This is a genomic window from Candidatus Nitrospira neuquenensis (genome assembly GCF_979578155.1).
Genome location: NZ_CEFZDU010000012.1, coordinates 1 through 13,574, shown reverse-complemented (window position 1 = coordinate 13,574; position 13,574 = coordinate 1). Strand labels below are relative to the sequence as shown.

The 13,574-nt window shown below is 66.0% G+C and carries 16 protein-coding genes and 2 pseudogenes; 11 read left to right on the top strand and 7 right to left on the bottom strand.

The window, feature by feature from the left end:
* Window positions 1–10 precede the first annotated feature (10 nt).
* Window positions 11–229 (top strand): DUF6812 domain-containing protein, encoded by a 219-nt coding sequence (locus AC1U7O_RS06735; RefSeq protein WP_479893932.1) that lies wholly within the window; start codon window positions 11–13, stop codon window positions 227–229.
* A 195-nt stretch (window positions 230–424) separates the two neighbouring features.
* Entirely contained in the window at window positions 425–2,155 is a 1,731-nt protein-coding gene (locus AC1U7O_RS06730) for an ABC transporter ATP-binding protein (protein WP_479893931.1), read from the top strand.
* Between the two features lie 38 nt (window positions 2,156–2,193).
* On the opposite strand, the gene AC1U7O_RS06725 is transcribed toward AC1U7O_RS06730, so the two are convergent.
* From AC1U7O_RS06725 to AC1U7O_RS06695, 7 genes and pseudogenes are all read right to left on the bottom strand, one after another.
* Window positions 2,194–2,454, bottom strand: a complete 261-nt coding sequence (locus AC1U7O_RS06725; protein ID WP_479893930.1) for a MoaD/ThiS family protein — start codon at window positions 2,452–2,454, stop codon at window positions 2,194–2,196.
* The gene (locus AC1U7O_RS06720) at window positions 2,451–3,632 is read right to left on the bottom strand and encodes a WD40/YVTN/BNR-like repeat-containing protein (protein WP_479893928.1); all 1,182 of its coding nucleotides are present in this window, start codon (window positions 3,630–3,632) and stop codon (window positions 2,451–2,453) included. The genes AC1U7O_RS06725 and AC1U7O_RS06720 overlap by 4 nt, the downstream gene beginning before the upstream one ends.
* The gene (locus AC1U7O_RS06715) at window positions 3,629–4,228 is read right to left on the bottom strand and encodes a DUF1579 domain-containing protein (RefSeq protein WP_479893927.1); all 600 of its coding nucleotides are present in this window, start codon (window positions 4,226–4,228) and stop codon (window positions 3,629–3,631) included. Before AC1U7O_RS06715 ends, AC1U7O_RS06720 begins: the two co-directional genes overlap by 4 nt.
* Before the next feature lie 105 nt (window positions 4,229–4,333).
* On the bottom strand, window positions 4,334–5,584 hold the full coding sequence (locus tag AC1U7O_RS06710; RefSeq protein ID WP_479893925.1) for an RNA polymerase sigma factor: 1,251 nt from the start codon (window positions 5,582–5,584) through the stop codon (window positions 4,334–4,336).
* Between the two features lie 6 nt (window positions 5,585–5,590).
* Window positions 5,591–5,950 carry a YciI family protein gene (locus tag AC1U7O_RS06705; RefSeq protein WP_479893924.1) on the bottom strand — a complete coding sequence of 120 codons (360 nt, stop codon included), beginning with the start codon at window positions 5,948–5,950 and terminating at the stop codon, window positions 5,591–5,593.
* A 242-nt stretch (window positions 5,951–6,192) separates the two neighbouring features.
* Window positions 6,193–7,119: pseudogene (locus AC1U7O_RS06700) on the bottom strand (IS110 family RNA-guided transposase); the annotation flags it as partial.
* A gap of 309 nt (window positions 7,120–7,428) precedes the next feature.
* Complete coding sequence (locus AC1U7O_RS06695; RefSeq protein ID WP_479893922.1) at window positions 7,429–8,034, bottom strand: TetR/AcrR family transcriptional regulator; 606 nt, start codon at window positions 8,032–8,034, stop codon at window positions 7,429–7,431.
* 174 nt (window positions 8,035–8,208) lie between these two features.
* Here AC1U7O_RS06695 and AC1U7O_RS06690 point away from each other — a divergent pair, with 174 nt between their 5' ends.
* The 9 genes and pseudogenes from AC1U7O_RS06690 (at window position 8,209) to AC1U7O_RS06650 (ending at window position 13,530) form a co-directional block, all read left to right on the top strand.
* Window positions 8,209–8,844 (top strand): hypothetical protein, encoded by a 636-nt coding sequence (locus AC1U7O_RS06690; protein WP_479893920.1) that lies wholly within the window; start codon window positions 8,209–8,211, stop codon window positions 8,842–8,844.
* A gap of 87 nt (window positions 8,845–8,931) precedes the next feature.
* Window positions 8,932–10,034 (top strand): annotated as a pseudogene (locus AC1U7O_RS06685) (IS3 family transposase).
* Window positions 10,035–10,115: 81 nt separating this feature from the next.
* Window positions 10,116–10,886: an IS5 family transposase gene (locus AC1U7O_RS06680; protein ID WP_479893918.1), complete on the top strand. Its 771-nt coding sequence runs from the start codon at window positions 10,116–10,118 to the stop codon at window positions 10,884–10,886.
* 16 nt (window positions 10,887–10,902) lie between these two features.
* Window positions 10,903–11,100: a type II toxin-antitoxin system HicA family toxin gene (locus AC1U7O_RS06675; protein WP_479893916.1), complete on the top strand. Its 198-nt coding sequence runs from the start codon at window positions 10,903–10,905 to the stop codon at window positions 11,098–11,100.
* Entirely contained in the window at window positions 11,097–11,336 is a 240-nt protein-coding gene (locus tag AC1U7O_RS06670) for a hypothetical protein (protein WP_479893914.1), read from the top strand. The genes AC1U7O_RS06675 and AC1U7O_RS06670 overlap by 4 nt, the downstream gene beginning before the upstream one ends.
* Window positions 11,337–11,451: 115 nt before the next feature.
* Window positions 11,452–11,769, top strand: coding sequence for a type II toxin-antitoxin system RelE/ParE family toxin (locus AC1U7O_RS06665; protein WP_479893913.1), 318 nt, complete (start codon window positions 11,452–11,454; stop codon window positions 11,767–11,769).
* Window positions 11,766–12,077, top strand: coding sequence for a NadS family protein (gene nadS, locus AC1U7O_RS06660; RefSeq protein ID WP_479893911.1), 312 nt, complete (start codon window positions 11,766–11,768; stop codon window positions 12,075–12,077). The genes AC1U7O_RS06665 and nadS overlap by 4 nt, the downstream gene beginning before the upstream one ends.
* Window positions 12,078–12,238: 161 nt before the next feature.
* Entirely contained in the window at window positions 12,239–13,165 is a 927-nt protein-coding gene (locus AC1U7O_RS06655) for an IS3 family transposase (RefSeq protein WP_479894003.1), read from the top strand.
* An 80-nt stretch (window positions 13,166–13,245) separates the two neighbouring features.
* A complete protein-coding gene (locus tag AC1U7O_RS06650) occupies window positions 13,246–13,530 on the top strand; it encodes a hypothetical protein (RefSeq protein ID WP_479893910.1) in 285 nt (94 codons plus the stop codon).
* Window positions 13,531–13,574 lie beyond the last annotated feature (44 nt).

Here is a 13,574-nt window from a genome sequence, read left to right as displayed (position 1 = left end):
GGGAGGCGACATGCCCGAGGGGAAAAAAGCCCGGATTCGAGTCCGCACGGTGAGCAACACCTACATCGGGGATTTCGTGATCCCTCCGATGCGGAACCGCGTCTCCGACGTGCTCAACGAGGAACAGCGGCTGTTCATCAACCTCACCGACGTCACGATCAACGAGCGGGAGCACGCCGACTTCGTCTCGATCAACAAGAACCTGATCGAGTCCATCACGCAACTGTAAGACGGCCGTCAAGAAACAGCGTTCCCCCTTCAGCCGTCACAGCCCTCTGCCTCGTCATGCCGGCAGGGGCCGTCACTCCGACGGAAGCCGGGGTCCAGCCAAAGCGCAGGGGCAGGCAACCGAACCCTGGATTCCGGCATTCGCCGGAATGACCTCGTGACCGCTGCGCGGAACGCCGACGGCTGACGGTTCCTGATGTCCTACTACCGCCGCTTCTACCCCTTTCTCCGGCCTTCGCTCCCCCTGATGGTCGCCTCCGCCGCGCTCGTCGTCGGCGTGGCCGTCGTCAACCTGTCGCTCCTGCGGCTCGCCGGCCGCCTCTGGGACGTCATCACCGTCCGGCACGACCGGGTCGGCATGGCCTGGACGCTCGCCCTGTTCCTCGGGCTGGTCCTGCTGCAGGGCCTGCTCTCGATGGGCCACAGCTACCTGACGGCCCGCGCCTCCCAGCGCATCCTGGCCGACTTCCGCACGCACCTGTTCGGTCACCTCCAGCGGCTCTCACTGAGCTTCTTCGCCAAGCGCCGGACGGGCGAGCTGATCTCCCGGCTCATGAACGACGTGGGGGTGATCCAGTCCACGCTGTCCGAGACGCCCATTGACACGGCCAAGCAGGTCGTGACCTTCGTCGGCGGCGTGGCGTTCCTGCTCTACATGAACTGGCGGCTCTGCCTGCTGATTCTGCTCCTGCTGCCGTTCCTCGTGCTGGTGGCGCGGCTGTTCGGCCGCCGGCTCCGCGCCCTCTCGACGCGCATCCAGGACCAGCAGGCCGCCCTGACGACGCTCGTCGAGGAGGTGCTCTCCGGCATCCGGATCGTCAAATCGTTCGTCCAGACCGGACGGGAGGAGGCGCGCTTCGCCGCCCAGGTCGAGCAGGCGCTCGCCGTGACCCTGCGGCGTGCGGCGGTGCTGGCCGTCTTCGTGCCCGTCATCACGCTGCTCACGCTCGCCGCCGCCGCGGCCGTCGTCTGGTACGGCGGGACGCAGGTGATCGAGGGCGCGATCACCCCCGGCGACCTCTTCGCCTTCATCCTGTTCGCCGGCATCCTGATCGGGCCCTTCGGTTCCGCCGCCCGCGTCTTCGCCCAGGTGAAGGAGGCGCAGGGGGCGATGGCGCGCGTCTTCGAGATCCTCGACACGCAGCCGGAGATCGGCGACCGGCCCGACGCAGTCGAGCTGCCGCCCCTGCGCGGCCACGTCCGGGCCGAGGGGGTCGGCTTCGCCTACGACCCGCGCCAGGCCGTACTGTCCGCCGTCTCCTTCGAGGCGAAGCCGGGCGAGGTCGTGGCGATCGTCGGCCCGACCGGCGCCGGCAAGACCACGCTCGTGAACCTCCTGCACCGGTTCTACGACCCGACGGAGGGCCGGATCGCGATCGACGGCTACGACCTGCGCGCGGTACGGCTGGAGAGCCTCTACCGCCAGATCGCGCTCGTGCCGCAGGAGACGATCCTCTTCGGCGGAACGATCCTCGACAACATCCGCTACGGGCGCGCGGGGGCGACGGAGGAGGAGGTCGTCGCGGCGAGCCGCGCGGCCAACGCCCACGAGTTCGTCACGGCGCTGCCCGACGGCTACAAGACGGTGGTGGGCGAGAAGGGTGTCAACCTCTCGGGCGGGCAGCGGCAGCGGCTCGCCATCGCGCGGGCCGTGCTCAAGAACCCCCGCCTTCTGATCCTGGACGAGGCGACCTCGGCGCTGGACTCGGAATCGGAGCGGCTGGTGCAGGAGGCGCTGGACCGCCTCATGGCGGGACGGACGACCTTCGTCGTGGCGCACCGGCTCACGACCGTCCAACGGGCCGACCGGATCCTCGTGCTCAACCGGGGGCGGCTCGTCGAGGAGGGCACCCACGCCGCCCTCATGGAGCGGCGCGGGCTCTACCACTACCTCTACACGCTCCGCCTGGAAGAATCGCCAGCCTGATCGCCCGCTCCAACCCCGGCAGCCCCGCCTCCCGCAGGTCATCCCCCGCTGAGCGCGCAGACGATGTACAGCCGGTCGTCCGGTCGAACCGGCGCGGCGAGGTGCTGCGCCTGCGCCTCGTTCACGAAGATCCTGATGTGCGGCCGAATCCGGTCCTGCTCCGTCACGATGCGGAAGCGCAGGCCGGGGTAGCGCCGATCCAGCGCCGCCAGGACCTCGCCCACCGTCCGACCTTCACCCTCCACCTCGCTCTGTCGCGCGGTGTAGGCATGCAGCGCGCTCGGGATGTGGACGGTCACCACTCCGCCGCCTCCACGGAGTAAATTTCCGGCAGGTGCCGCGCGAGGCAGGTCCAGGCCGCTCCCTCGGTCCGGCTCGCCCAGAGTTCGCCCTGCGTGGTTCCCAGATAGAGACCGACCGGCTCGTGCGCGTCGGCGCCCATGGCCTGTCGCTTCACGGTCCACCAGCCGTTCGCGCGGGGGAAGCCCTTGTCCTGCCGCGTCCAGCTCCCTCCGGCATCGCGCGTGACGTAGGCGGCGGGCTTGCCGCCGGGGCTCACCCTGGGCCATACGGTCCCCCCGTCCATCGGGAAGACCCAGGCCGTGTCGGGATCGCGCGGGTGCACGACCATCGGGAACCCGACGTCGCCGACCGGCTTCGGCATGGTCCGCCCGATGCGGACCCACTCGCTCGACGGCCGGTCCAGCCGGTAGATGCCACAGTGGTTCTGCTGGTACAGGCGGTCCGGGTTGGTCGGACAGAGCCGGAGGCAATGGGGATCATGGAAGGTCGGCGTGGACCGGTCGAAGCCCTCGACGACGTCCAGGCCCTGGATCAGCGGCCTGAAGGTCTTGCCGCCGTCCACGGACTCGTGCACGCCGCCGCCCGACATGCCGAAGTAGAGGTGCCGGGGATCGCGGGGATCCACGAGGATCGAGTGCAGCTTGGGCCCGTCCGGCGTGCCGTCCTGCACGGTGCCCATCCACTCGCGGTACCGCGGATCGTCGTTGATGGAGGAAAAGGGCCGCCAAGTCACCCCGCCGTCGTCGGAGCGGAAGAGCCCCTGCGGCGAGGTGCCGGCGTACCAGGCATCGGGCTCGTTCGCATGACAGGGCGTGAGCCAGAAGACGTGCCCCACGCTGCGGCCCCCCTGACTTTCGGGCGCCTTGGGAAAGGCCGGCGGTTGTTTCGCCTCCTTCCAGGTCTTGCCCGCGTCGGTCGAGCGGTAGATGGTCGGCCCCAGGTGGCCGGTGCTGGCCGCCATCAGCATCGTGCGCCGGTCGCGCGGGTCGAGGACGACGTGATGGATGATGTGGCCGAGGAAGAGCGGCGCGGAGCACTTCCACGTCCGCCGCGATCGGTCGCCCTTCAGGATGAAGGCGCCCTTGCGGGTGCCGACCAGCAGGGCCACGGGGCCCGTCGACGGCTTGGGCGCCGCCGGCCTCTTGGGAGCGGCGATGGTCCGTTTCAGACTCATGGCTTCCTCGTGTAGGTGATCTCCAGCATCTTCATCTCCTTGCCCTTCCCGTGCGCGCCGTACATCTCGAAGGTCTGGCTGTTCGCATCCGTGATCGTCCAGACGGCGCGGTGCGTCATCCGGCCGCCGCCCGGTTCAGGGTGCGACCCCTTCAGCGTGATGATCTTGCCGTCCGCGCTGGCCGTGCCCTCCATCATGAAGATGCCCGTCCCCATCGAATCGATCCAGGCCGTCACGTACCTCTTGGTCAGGTTGTCGTAGGCGTCGATGCCGATGCCGGAGAAGGGCTGCCCCATCATCTGGGCGTTGTACTCCTGGTAGAGAAAGCGCCCGCCCAGCAGCATCTTCATCTCCGCGGTGCCGGTGGACTCTGTCGGGGGCTTGCCGGGCTCCATCCACTCCTTGCTGGTCGTCGTCCAGCTCCCGGCCAGGCTCGCGAACAGCTTGTGCGGCTCGCCGGGCGTGGCGAGCCGCTGGTACAGCTCCATCATCGCCTTCTCGTCCATCGGCTTGCCGCCCTTCTTGTCCTTGGCCGGGGCCGGCGAGACGGCCAGCACGACGCCCAGCGTAGCGACTGCGAATGAGAGGATACGCATGGTTGCCTCCTTTGTGGTGATCGCTCTAGCCCGCATGATTCATGACGGTTCGTCGCGAAACCGTGGAGTCGCGTCTGCAGCAGAAGCGTTCATGAATCATGCGGGCTAGCCCAGCTCGGCCAGGCGCTTCTCCAGAAACCGCCGTTCGGGCTCCTGCCCGGCCATGGCGAGGGCGCGCTCGTACCCGGCGCGGGCCCCGGCCCTGTCGCCCAGCCGTCGGCAGAGGTCCGCCCTCGCGGCGTGCGCCAGGTGATAGTCGGCCAGCTCACCGCGCGCCAGGATGGCGTCGATGAGCGCCAGCCCCGCCGACGGCCCGTCGCGCATCGCGACGGCCACGGCCCGGTTGAGCTCGACGATCGGCGACGGCTCCGCCCGGGCGAGCAGGTCGTAGAGGGCGACGATCTGCGCCCAATCGGTCTCGGCGGCGCTCGGGGCCTCGGCATGCACCGCCGCGATCGCGGCCTCTAGCGTGTAGGGGCCGAACCGCTCGGAGGCCAGCGCCCGCTCGACGAGCGCGACCCCCTCGGCAATCTGCGCGCGGTTCCAGCGCGACCGGTCCTGGTGCGCCAGGAGGACCAGGTCCCCCGTGGCCGACGTGCGCGCCGGCCGCCGCGATTCGTGGAGCAGCATCAACGCCAGCAGGCCCATGACCTCCGGCTCCGGCAGCAGCTCCAGCAGCAGTCGTCCGAGGCGGATCGCCTCGCCCGAGAGGTCGGGGCGCGTGAGCGACGCGCCGGACGAGGCGGAGTAGCCCTCGTTGAACACCAGGTAGATGACCCGGAGCACGGCGTCCTGCCGCGCCGGAAGCTCGGACGGCGCCGGCACCTCGTACGGAATGCGCGCGTCGCGGATCTTGGCCTTGGCGCGCACGATGCGCTGGGCCATCGTCGAGGGGGACGTGAGATAGGCGCGGGCGACTTCCTCCGTCGTCAGCCCGCACACCTCCCGCAGCGTCAGCGCCGTCTGCGCCTCCGGGCGCAGGGCCGGATGGCAGCACGTGAAGATCAGCCGCAGCCGATCGTCGCCGATGGGTTCTTCCTCGTCCTCCAACGGGTCGCCGGTGGTCGTGTCGATCTCCTTGGCCAACTCCGCCAGCGAGGCGTCGTACCGCGCGCGCCGCCGCATCGCATCAATCGCCTTGAACCGGCCGGCCGACACGAGCCAGGCGCGGGGATTCGCCGGCACGCCGCCTCGCGGCCATCGCTCCACGGCGGCGGCGAAGGCCTCGTGCAGGGCCTCCTCGGCCAGGTCGAAGTCCTTGAGGAGCCGGATCAGGGTGGCGAGGACGTGGCGCGCCTCGGTTCGATAGACCTCATCCACCCGCGCGCGCGCCCGCTCCGCCGTGTCGTCGTCCATGGGCACTCACTCCGCGCAGCCGTTCTCCTTGACTGGGCGCACCTCGATGCTGCCGAACCGGGCCGCCGGAAACTTGGCCGCGATCCGAATGGCGTCGTTCAGGTCCTTCACGTCGAGCAGGAGAAAGCCGCCGAGCTGCTCCTTCGTCTCGGCGAACGGCCCGTCGGTCGTCGAAGTCTTCCCGTTGCGGACCCGCACGGTGGTCGCGGTCTCCACCGGGTGGAGCGGCGAGGCGGCGACGAGCTGCCCGACCTTCTGCAGGTCGGCGCAATAGGCCATGGCTTCGCTCGACAGCGCCCGTCGCTCGTCCTTCGGCAGGGCGTTGAGCGTCTTCTCTTCCGCGTACACCAGGCAGAGATACTTCATGGCAGCCTCCCATGAATAGGGCCTCTGTCAACAGTCAACACGAGGCCCTGGTGATAATAGATGGACCGTTAACCTCCCATGCGGGCTCGGTCGCCTGTCTGCCGACAGGCAGGCCCAACCTTCCGGTGCAAAGACAGCCGCCCAATCTCCAGAACGAGGTGCGTGCCTCAAGGCATATGCGGACTCACTGCCTGTGCCTGTCCATCCGGGTGAGACAACCTGGCCCGACCGTCGTTCGCCCGCTACGCCGTCGCGGGCTCGAGCTTGCGCGGGTCATAGGGTTGGCCCGACTTCAGCACGCCATAGGCTGTGGGCAGCAGCTTCCGCGCGAGGGCCACCACCGCGATCTTCTTCCCGCGTCGCCGCATGACCTGGGTAAAGAACTGCTGGAGCGGTTTCGCCCCCTGGCTCTTCATCCGGACCACGGTGTGGGCACACTGCAGCAAGACGCGCCGGACCTCCCCCCGCCCATCGCGATTGATCCGTCCGAGTTGCCGAACCGCCCCGCTTTGATAAATGGTGGGGGCCAGCGCCCCATAGTTGGCCACCGCCTTCTGGTCATCAAACCGCCGGGCCTCATCGAGCGCGCTCACCAGGACGCGGGAGGCCACCGGCCCGATGGCCGGGACGCTCTCGAGGAGGGAACAGCGCGGCTCCTCGATCGCCACCAGCCGCTGGGTGAGTTGCTGCTCGGCCGCCACCAGCGCCGCGATGCTCGTCATGAACGTCTCAAGGATCAGCCGTAGCGGGGCGCTCACCGGGAGCCGCGCCACCTGCTCCCGCCAGGCGGCCCCCGCAAAGAACTGCTCCGGCAACCGATGCCCTTCTTGGTACACGTAGCCCCGGATCGTATTGATCAACGCGATCCGCTTGCGCTGCAGTTGCTGCCTGGCACTGACGAGTTCGCGCAGCTCGCGCACCGGCCCCTCCACGACATGCACAGCCCGCGGCAGCAGCCCCGCTCGCGCCAATTCCGCCAGCTTCTTCGCGTCCACCCGATCGGTCTTGCCCCGACTCTCGGTGATCCACTTCACCTCGTTCGGGTGCACCACATGGACCTGGACCCCGTCCAGCTTCTTCAACGTCTCCGCGATCCACTTCAGCTGATTCCCGGCCTCGAAGGCGACCAGCTTGGGGCCGGCGCCCACCTGTCGCAGCAACGTCCGGAGGCCCGCCCGAGTGGCCGGCTATTCTCCCGCATAGACCCGCTGCTTCCGTTCATTGACCGCATAGGCCACCAGGCTCTTGCCACTGACATCCAATCCGACATACACCATTGGTTGCCCCCTTTCGTTGGTGGTGATGGTTCACCCCTGACAGTCGGGCCTTCGTACCTCGACTGTCGACCAACGTAAAGGGGGCCCTATTCATAGAATCTCCTGAGGTTGGGGTGACCGGGCACTGTACCCGTTAGTCGTTCGGCCCGGTGGAAATCGACAGGGCTCATCCGGCGCCACGGGCCGGGCGGCCGCCCCGCCTCACCCCTCGAACAAGCTGTTGATATACCGTTTGAAATGCCGCACGTGCTCCGCCACCAGCCGACGGTCCTGCTTGACCTTGGCCAGGATGAGAGCCCCTTCCAGCACGGCGATGAAATGCTCGGCAAGCCCCTGCGTATCGAGCGCGGCCCGCGGGGCATGCTTGGCCTTCGCCTCGTCCAGGTCGCGCTTGAACAGCGCCGTCCAGCCGGCGAAGTGCCGCGCGCATTGCGCCCGGATCCTGGGGTGGGTGTCCGACAGCTCCTGGGCGAAGGTGCCCAGCAGGCATCCCGAGGGCGCCCCAGGCTGCCCGGCCATCTCGATGATGAAATCCAGATAGCCGTAGACGCGCTTAAGCGGGTCGCGCTTGCGCGTGAAGGATCCCGCCCGCATGGCCCGGGCCCTGGCCGCGACGAAGCGCTCCAGCACCGCTTCCCCCAGCTCGTCCTTGCTGCCGAAATGGTGGAAGAAGCCGCCCTTCGTGAGGCCCGCCGCTGCGCACATCTCATCCACCGTCGTCGCAGCGAAGCCCTTGGCCAGCATCAACCGCTGGGCGGCGTTGAGCAACCGTTCTTTTGCGGGAGAAGCCCGGCGAGCCGTCTTCATGGCGTCACGATCAACCGACCGGTTGGTATGCTAATAGACGACCCGCGCGTCCGCCGTCAAGCGCGAAACGAGGGGCGGCCCCCGTCCGATTGACAGGAGGGGCCGCGCCACGTAGCCTGTCGCCGTTCAACCGACGCAAACCGCGGGGACGGCCCGCTATGGGAGGGGGAACCCATGTCGCGCATCACGGAGATCAGGGCGTCGCTCGACAAGAAGCTGGACGCGCTGGAGCACCAGGCGCTGGCGCTGGAGGCGCAGCTCACCCAGACGAAGGCGCAGGCGCTTGAGCGGCTGGAGCAGCGCAAGCAGCAGTTGCGGGAGGTGTTGGCGCGGGTCCAGGCCGAGGTGCAGAAAACGAAGGCGGTGGCCGAGCAGGTCAAGGGGGAGGTGCAGACCCGGCTGGAGCACCTGCAGGTGCAACTGGCGCTCGGCAAGGCGGACGCCCGCGACCTGTTCGAGGAGCAACGGGCGAAGATCCAGAAGGCCTTACGCGAGTTCGAGGCCGTCGCGGACCAGAAGCTGCGGGAGGCCGGCTTCGAGACCGGCCGGCTGTGGGAGGACGTCGTGGGCCGAGCCGACGCCCTGGAAGCCGAGCTGGAGGCGCTGAAGCACCGCTTCGAGGGCGAGAAGGCCGGGCAGCAGGGCGCGCTCGAGGCCGGCAAGAAGGAATTGCTGGCCAAGCTGGAGGCGTTCAAGGAGCAGCTCGCGGCGAGGCGCCGCGCGATGCAGGCCAAGGCAGGGGGCTTCGAAGAAGACCTCCGCCAGGGCCTCGACCAGATCAAGACGGCGTTCAAGCGGCTGGTCGAGTAGCGGGGGGCGTGACGGGACCGGGGGAGCGGCGTGGTGGCCGGGCCGCCTGCTCAGTTGTCAGCGGAGTACAAGCGAGAAGCGGTGGCCATGCTCGACGCACCGGGGGGGACGGTGAGTCAGATCGCCGCCGACCTGGGCATCGGGGCGAATGTGTTGGGGCGGTGGCGGCGTGAGTTGCGCCGTCAGCCCCAGCAGGCCTTTGGGGGCACTGGGCGCTCGCGGGATGAGGAGCTGAGCCAGTTACGGCGAGAGCTGGCTCGCGTCACGAAGGAGCGGGAGTGTTTGCGCGCAGCGGCAGCGTTCTTCGCGAAAGCGTCGACGTGAAGTTTCGGATGATCCAACGATGCCGCGATGCGTTTCCCATCCGATTGATGTGTCGGTGTTGACGCGTGTCGGCCAGTGGGTAGTACGGCTGGGCGACGCGCCCGCCGAGTGCCCGGGCTCAGGAGAATGCCCGGCTGGTGCGGCGCAGGCGTGAGCGGCATACCGAGCACGAGGGCGTGATCGGGAGTCCCCGGATGTGGGAGGAGCTGCGCTACGCCGGTGAGCGCTGTGGCCGCCATCGAGTGGCCCGCCTGATGCGCGGAGCCGGCTTCCACGGGGTGCCGCCGCGGCGGCGGTGGCGCCCCAAGCCCTCCGGGACCCCGCCGGTGGGCACGCGCAACCTGATGGAGCGCGACTTCACCGCCACGGCGCCCAATACCAAATGGGTCACCGACATCACGTACATTCGCACCGCCGAACACTGGTGGTATCTCTGCATCGTCCTGGATTTGTATGCGGATGTCGTCGTGGGCTGGTCGATGAGCCCGCGGCAGGATCGCCAAGGGGTCCTCCAGGCAGTGTTGAGGGCGGTGTGGCAGCGGCCGGGCCGCACGGCGGTCATTCTCCATTCCGATCGCGGGGGTCAGGTTACGTCGGAGGAGTACCAACAGTTCTTGGCCGCGCACCACATCACGTGCAGCATGAGCGCGGTGGGCAGTTGGGCCGACAACGCCGCGGCGGAAAGTTTCTTTGGGGTGCTCAAACGCGAGCGCGTCAACCGTTGGCAGTACCGGACCAGAGCGGAAGCCAGAGCGGATGTCTTTGACTACATCGAACGCTGGCACAACCCCCGTCAGCGGCGCAGACTGGCGTTTCAGCAGGAGGGGGAAACACTCTTAACCCACGTGTCCGTGGAAACGGGGTAGAACCCGTAGAACCCCAACACAGGACTAGAACCTATCTCACAATGGTTGAGTCGTTAGAAAAAGTCCCTATAATGCGCCAGCATGTTGCGACTGCGCGACGATCAATGGGAACGCATTCGGGAGCATTTTCCCGAAGAGCATATTCCCGAAGGCCGTCCGGGCCGCAAGCCGGTGCCGGCCCGCGCGGTCTTGGAGGCCGTGCTGTGGATTTTGAACACCGGCGCGCAGTGGCACCTGCGGCCGCAGTGCTATCCCAACTACAAAACGGTCCATCGGCGTTTCCAGCAGTGGTGCGAACGCGAGGTCCTGCGGGAGATTCTCACGCAGTTGGCGAATACCTTGCGCGAAGAAGGCGCGATCGACGAGCGCGAGAGCTTCATCGATGCGACGTTTGCCGCGGCCAAGGGCGGCGGCGACGCCGTGGGGCTCACGAAACGCGGCAAAGGCGTCAAGATCCTCGCGATTGTGGATCGCCATGGGCTGCCGCTTTCGGTGAGTACGCATGCGGCCAATCATCATGAGGTCACATTGGTGCAACTCAGTTTCGACTTCTACATGCTGGGGGCCAAGCCCGAGCATCTCATCGGTGATCGTGCCTACGACAGTGATGGCCTCGATGACGACCCCAAGCAGGACGGCATCAACCTGATCGCGCCGCACCGCTCCACGCGGAAGCTGAAGACTCAAGATGGCCGTCATCTGCGACGCTATCAACGTCAGTGGCTCGTCGAGCGCTTCTTTGCGTGGCTGCAATGGAAGCGGCGCTTGCTGATCCGCTGGGAGTACTACGCCACCAACTTTCTAGGTTTTGTGCAGCTCGCATCCATCACCATGCTACTGAAACAATTTTGAGATAGGTTCTAAGTAGATGCCGCCCAAGATAAGGGAATTGATCGCGGAATTGGAAAAGGCCGGTTTCGTGAATCGCGGCGGTAAAGGAAGCCATCGAAACTTCGTTCACCCGAGAGCCCAGAAACCTGTGACAATTTCCGGTAAACTTGGGGATGACGCGAAACATTATCAGGTCCGGGCGGTACGCCTGGCCCTGGAGGAGTCGAAGAAATGAAAGACAGTGCCAAGTACGTAAAGATCGTCGAGTGGTCGGAAGAGGATCAGTGCTATGTCGGAAGTGCTCCGGGCCTGATATACGGAGGCTGCCACGGAAGTGACGAAAAGGAAGTCTTCGACGAACTGTGCCAAGTCGTTGAGGAAGCGATCGAACTGTATAAAAAGGACGGCAAGCCGTTGCCTCCTCCAACTTCTGGGCGGGACTTCGCGACCAAGATGCAGAACGTCGCATAACAACCGGCTTGAGAAGGACGCTCGCAACGCTCGCGCCTCTCAGCCTTAGTGTTATGCCGACGACGGATCAATCCTCCTTGCACGAGGCTACGCCAATGGCGCATAATGGCAACCGATGCGCTTCGTCGAGACGCCGGTCTTCACGGCAGCCATTCAGCGACATCTCGACGACGAACAATATCGACAGCTCCAGATCACGTTGATGTTGCGCCCCGAGCAAGGGCCTGTTATTCAGAGGTCAGGGGGCTTGCGCAAGGTCCGGTGGGCGACTACCGGCCAGGGTAAACGCGGAGGGCTGCGGGTCATCTACTACTGGGTACCCGGCGATCGGGTCTTCTACATGGTGTATGCCTACGCCAAGTCCGCACAGGGCGACTTGACGCCGGCGCAGACCCGCCAACTCAGCCGGGTCGTACGGGAGGAATTCAAATGAAAGAAGCGGCTTTTCAAGAACTACTCACCAGCGTTCGGCAAGCCGGCCAGATTCGGCGCGGAACCCGGCGGCCATCCCGGACGACCACTTTCCACCCTACCGATGTCCAGGTGGTTCGGGCCAAACTCGGCGCGTCCCAAGCGGAATTCGCGCTGATGATCGGCGTCAGCGTCGCGACGCTGCGAAACTGGGAACAGGGTCGACGCACTCCAGACGGCCCAGCGTTGGCCCTGCTCCGGGTAGCGGCTCGGAATCCGAAGGCGGTTATCGAGGCACTACACACGGAGCGGAAACGAGGGGCGGCATAAATAGTCCTGTTGAAGTGCACGTGCATTATCAGGAAAAGTTCTCCCGGACTACGGTAACCTTCCTCAACAAGACGTAATTGAGTGTTCGCTTGACAGCAAGGCCGAACAAAACGCTGGAGGGGAAGGAGGGAAAGATCCATTAGCTTAATTCCGAGGAAAAACTGTCCAAACAATGGGGGGAAGCTCAAGGAGCATCAGCTTTTAAAAAAAGCCATCCGGTTCTCTTCCGAACGAAGAAAGAGATCTTCGAGTTCATTGACCGCGAGCAGGGAGCGTACCCCGTGTCCGTGATGTGCCGGCTCTACGGGGTGTCGCGCTGTGGGTATTATGCCTGGCGGGCTCGCCCGGTGAGCGAGCGGGCCAAGTCGAACGCGGGGCTCGGGAAGCGCATCCTTCGGATCCACGCCGACAGCCGCAAGACCTACGGCAGCCCGCGGATCCACCGGCAGTTGCGCCGCGAGGGTGCGTGCGTCGGGCGTTCCCGCATCGAGCGGCTGATGCACCACAACGGCCTCAAGGCACGTGCCGCCACCCTCTCCCACGCGAACCCGGGCACCCATGCCTTCTTCGCCGCCATCCCCAACGTGAGCCGCGCGCGCCTCGCCACCGGCCCAGACCAGGTCTGGGTGGGCGACATCACCTACCTGAAGGTTGGGACCCAATGGCGCTATCTCGCGACCGTCATGGACAAATTCTCCCGCCGCATCGTGGGCTGGAGCCTCGGCCGCAACAAGGACGTCACCCTCACGCTCGCGGCCTTGAATCGCGCAGTGTTCAACCGAAGACCCAGTCCCGGGGTCATCTTCCACCGCGACCGCGGAATCGAGTACGCCGGGTACGCCTTCCGCGAGCGGCTTACCCAGCTCGGCTTCGCCCAGAGCATGAACCGCCCGGGCCAGATGACCGACAACGCCCATATGGAATCCTTCTTCCATTCCTTCAAATCCGATGAGATCCATGGACGTGACTTTGGCAACGACCGGACGATGGCGCGAGCCATCCGGAGCTACATCCCGTGTTACAACCACCGCCGGCTTCATTCATTCTTGGGTTACGTGCCACCGGCAGAGTACGAGCAACGAACGTAGATAAACCGGTGTCTACGAAATCGAGGGAAGAGCCCTTTCAAGCGCAGTCTAATCAATAGTTAGACGTCGAGACTACACAAATGGCATATTTCATCGACCTCTTCTCCCCGGAGACGTACGAGGCCTTCAGCCGTTCGAGTCGCGACATCTCCGGCTTCCGACTCCGCCACAAGGGAATGGCAGATCGGATCAAACGAGGCGACGTATTCGTCTGCTACCTGACTCGCCTGTCCCGCTGGTTTGGCTTGCTTGAGGTCGTCGAAGGCCCCTTTATCGATAACAAGCCGATTTTCGTCCCTGAGAACGACCCGTTCAGAGTTCGCTTTCGCGTCCGCCCGCTCGTCTGGCTCGACATCTGTCAGTAATCATGCCAAATTGACCCCTGTCATCATGTGAAATTGACCCCTCT

Excerpts from the sequence above, each read along its gene's own strand:
- AC1U7O_RS06710 (WP_479893925.1), bottom strand. The coding sequence starts at position 5,584 with ATGGACGACGACACGGCGGAGCGGGCGCGCGCGCGGGTGGATGAGGTC.
- AC1U7O_RS06665 (WP_479893913.1), top strand. The coding sequence starts at position 11,452 with ATGCGCTTCGTCGAGACGCCGGTCTTCACGGCAGCCATTCAGCGACAT.
- AC1U7O_RS06690 (WP_479893920.1), top strand. The coding sequence starts at position 8,209 with ATGTCGCGCATCACGGAGATCAGGGCGTCGCTCGACAAGAAGCTGGAC.
- AC1U7O_RS06705 (WP_479893924.1), bottom strand. The coding sequence starts at position 5,950 with ATGAAGTATCTCTGCCTGGTGTACGCGGAAGAGAAGACGCTCAACGCC.
- AC1U7O_RS06720 (WP_479893928.1), bottom strand. The coding sequence starts at position 3,632 with ATGAGTCTGAAACGGACCATCGCCGCTCCCAAGAGGCCGGCGGCGCCC.
- AC1U7O_RS06680 (WP_479893918.1), top strand. The coding sequence starts at position 10,116 with ATGTTGCGACTGCGCGACGATCAATGGGAACGCATTCGGGAGCATTTT.
- AC1U7O_RS06670 (WP_479893914.1), top strand. The coding sequence starts at position 11,097 with ATGAAAGACAGTGCCAAGTACGTAAAGATCGTCGAGTGGTCGGAAGAG.
- AC1U7O_RS06695 (WP_479893922.1), bottom strand. The coding sequence starts at position 8,034 with ATGAAGACGGCTCGCCGGGCTTCTCCCGCAAAAGAACGGTTGCTCAAC.
- AC1U7O_RS06735 (WP_479893932.1), top strand. The coding sequence starts at position 11 with ATGCCCGAGGGGAAAAAAGCCCGGATTCGAGTCCGCACGGTGAGCAAC.
- AC1U7O_RS06675 (WP_479893916.1), top strand. The coding sequence starts at position 10,903 with ATGCCGCCCAAGATAAGGGAATTGATCGCGGAATTGGAAAAGGCCGGT.
- nadS (WP_479893911.1), top strand. The coding sequence starts at position 11,766 with ATGAAAGAAGCGGCTTTTCAAGAACTACTCACCAGCGTTCGGCAAGCC.
- AC1U7O_RS06650 (WP_479893910.1), top strand. The coding sequence starts at position 13,246 with ATGGCATATTTCATCGACCTCTTCTCCCCGGAGACGTACGAGGCCTTC.
- AC1U7O_RS06715 (WP_479893927.1), bottom strand. The coding sequence starts at position 4,228 with ATGCGTATCCTCTCATTCGCAGTCGCTACGCTGGGCGTCGTGCTGGCC.
- AC1U7O_RS06730 (WP_479893931.1), top strand. The coding sequence starts at position 425 with ATGTCCTACTACCGCCGCTTCTACCCCTTTCTCCGGCCTTCGCTCCCC.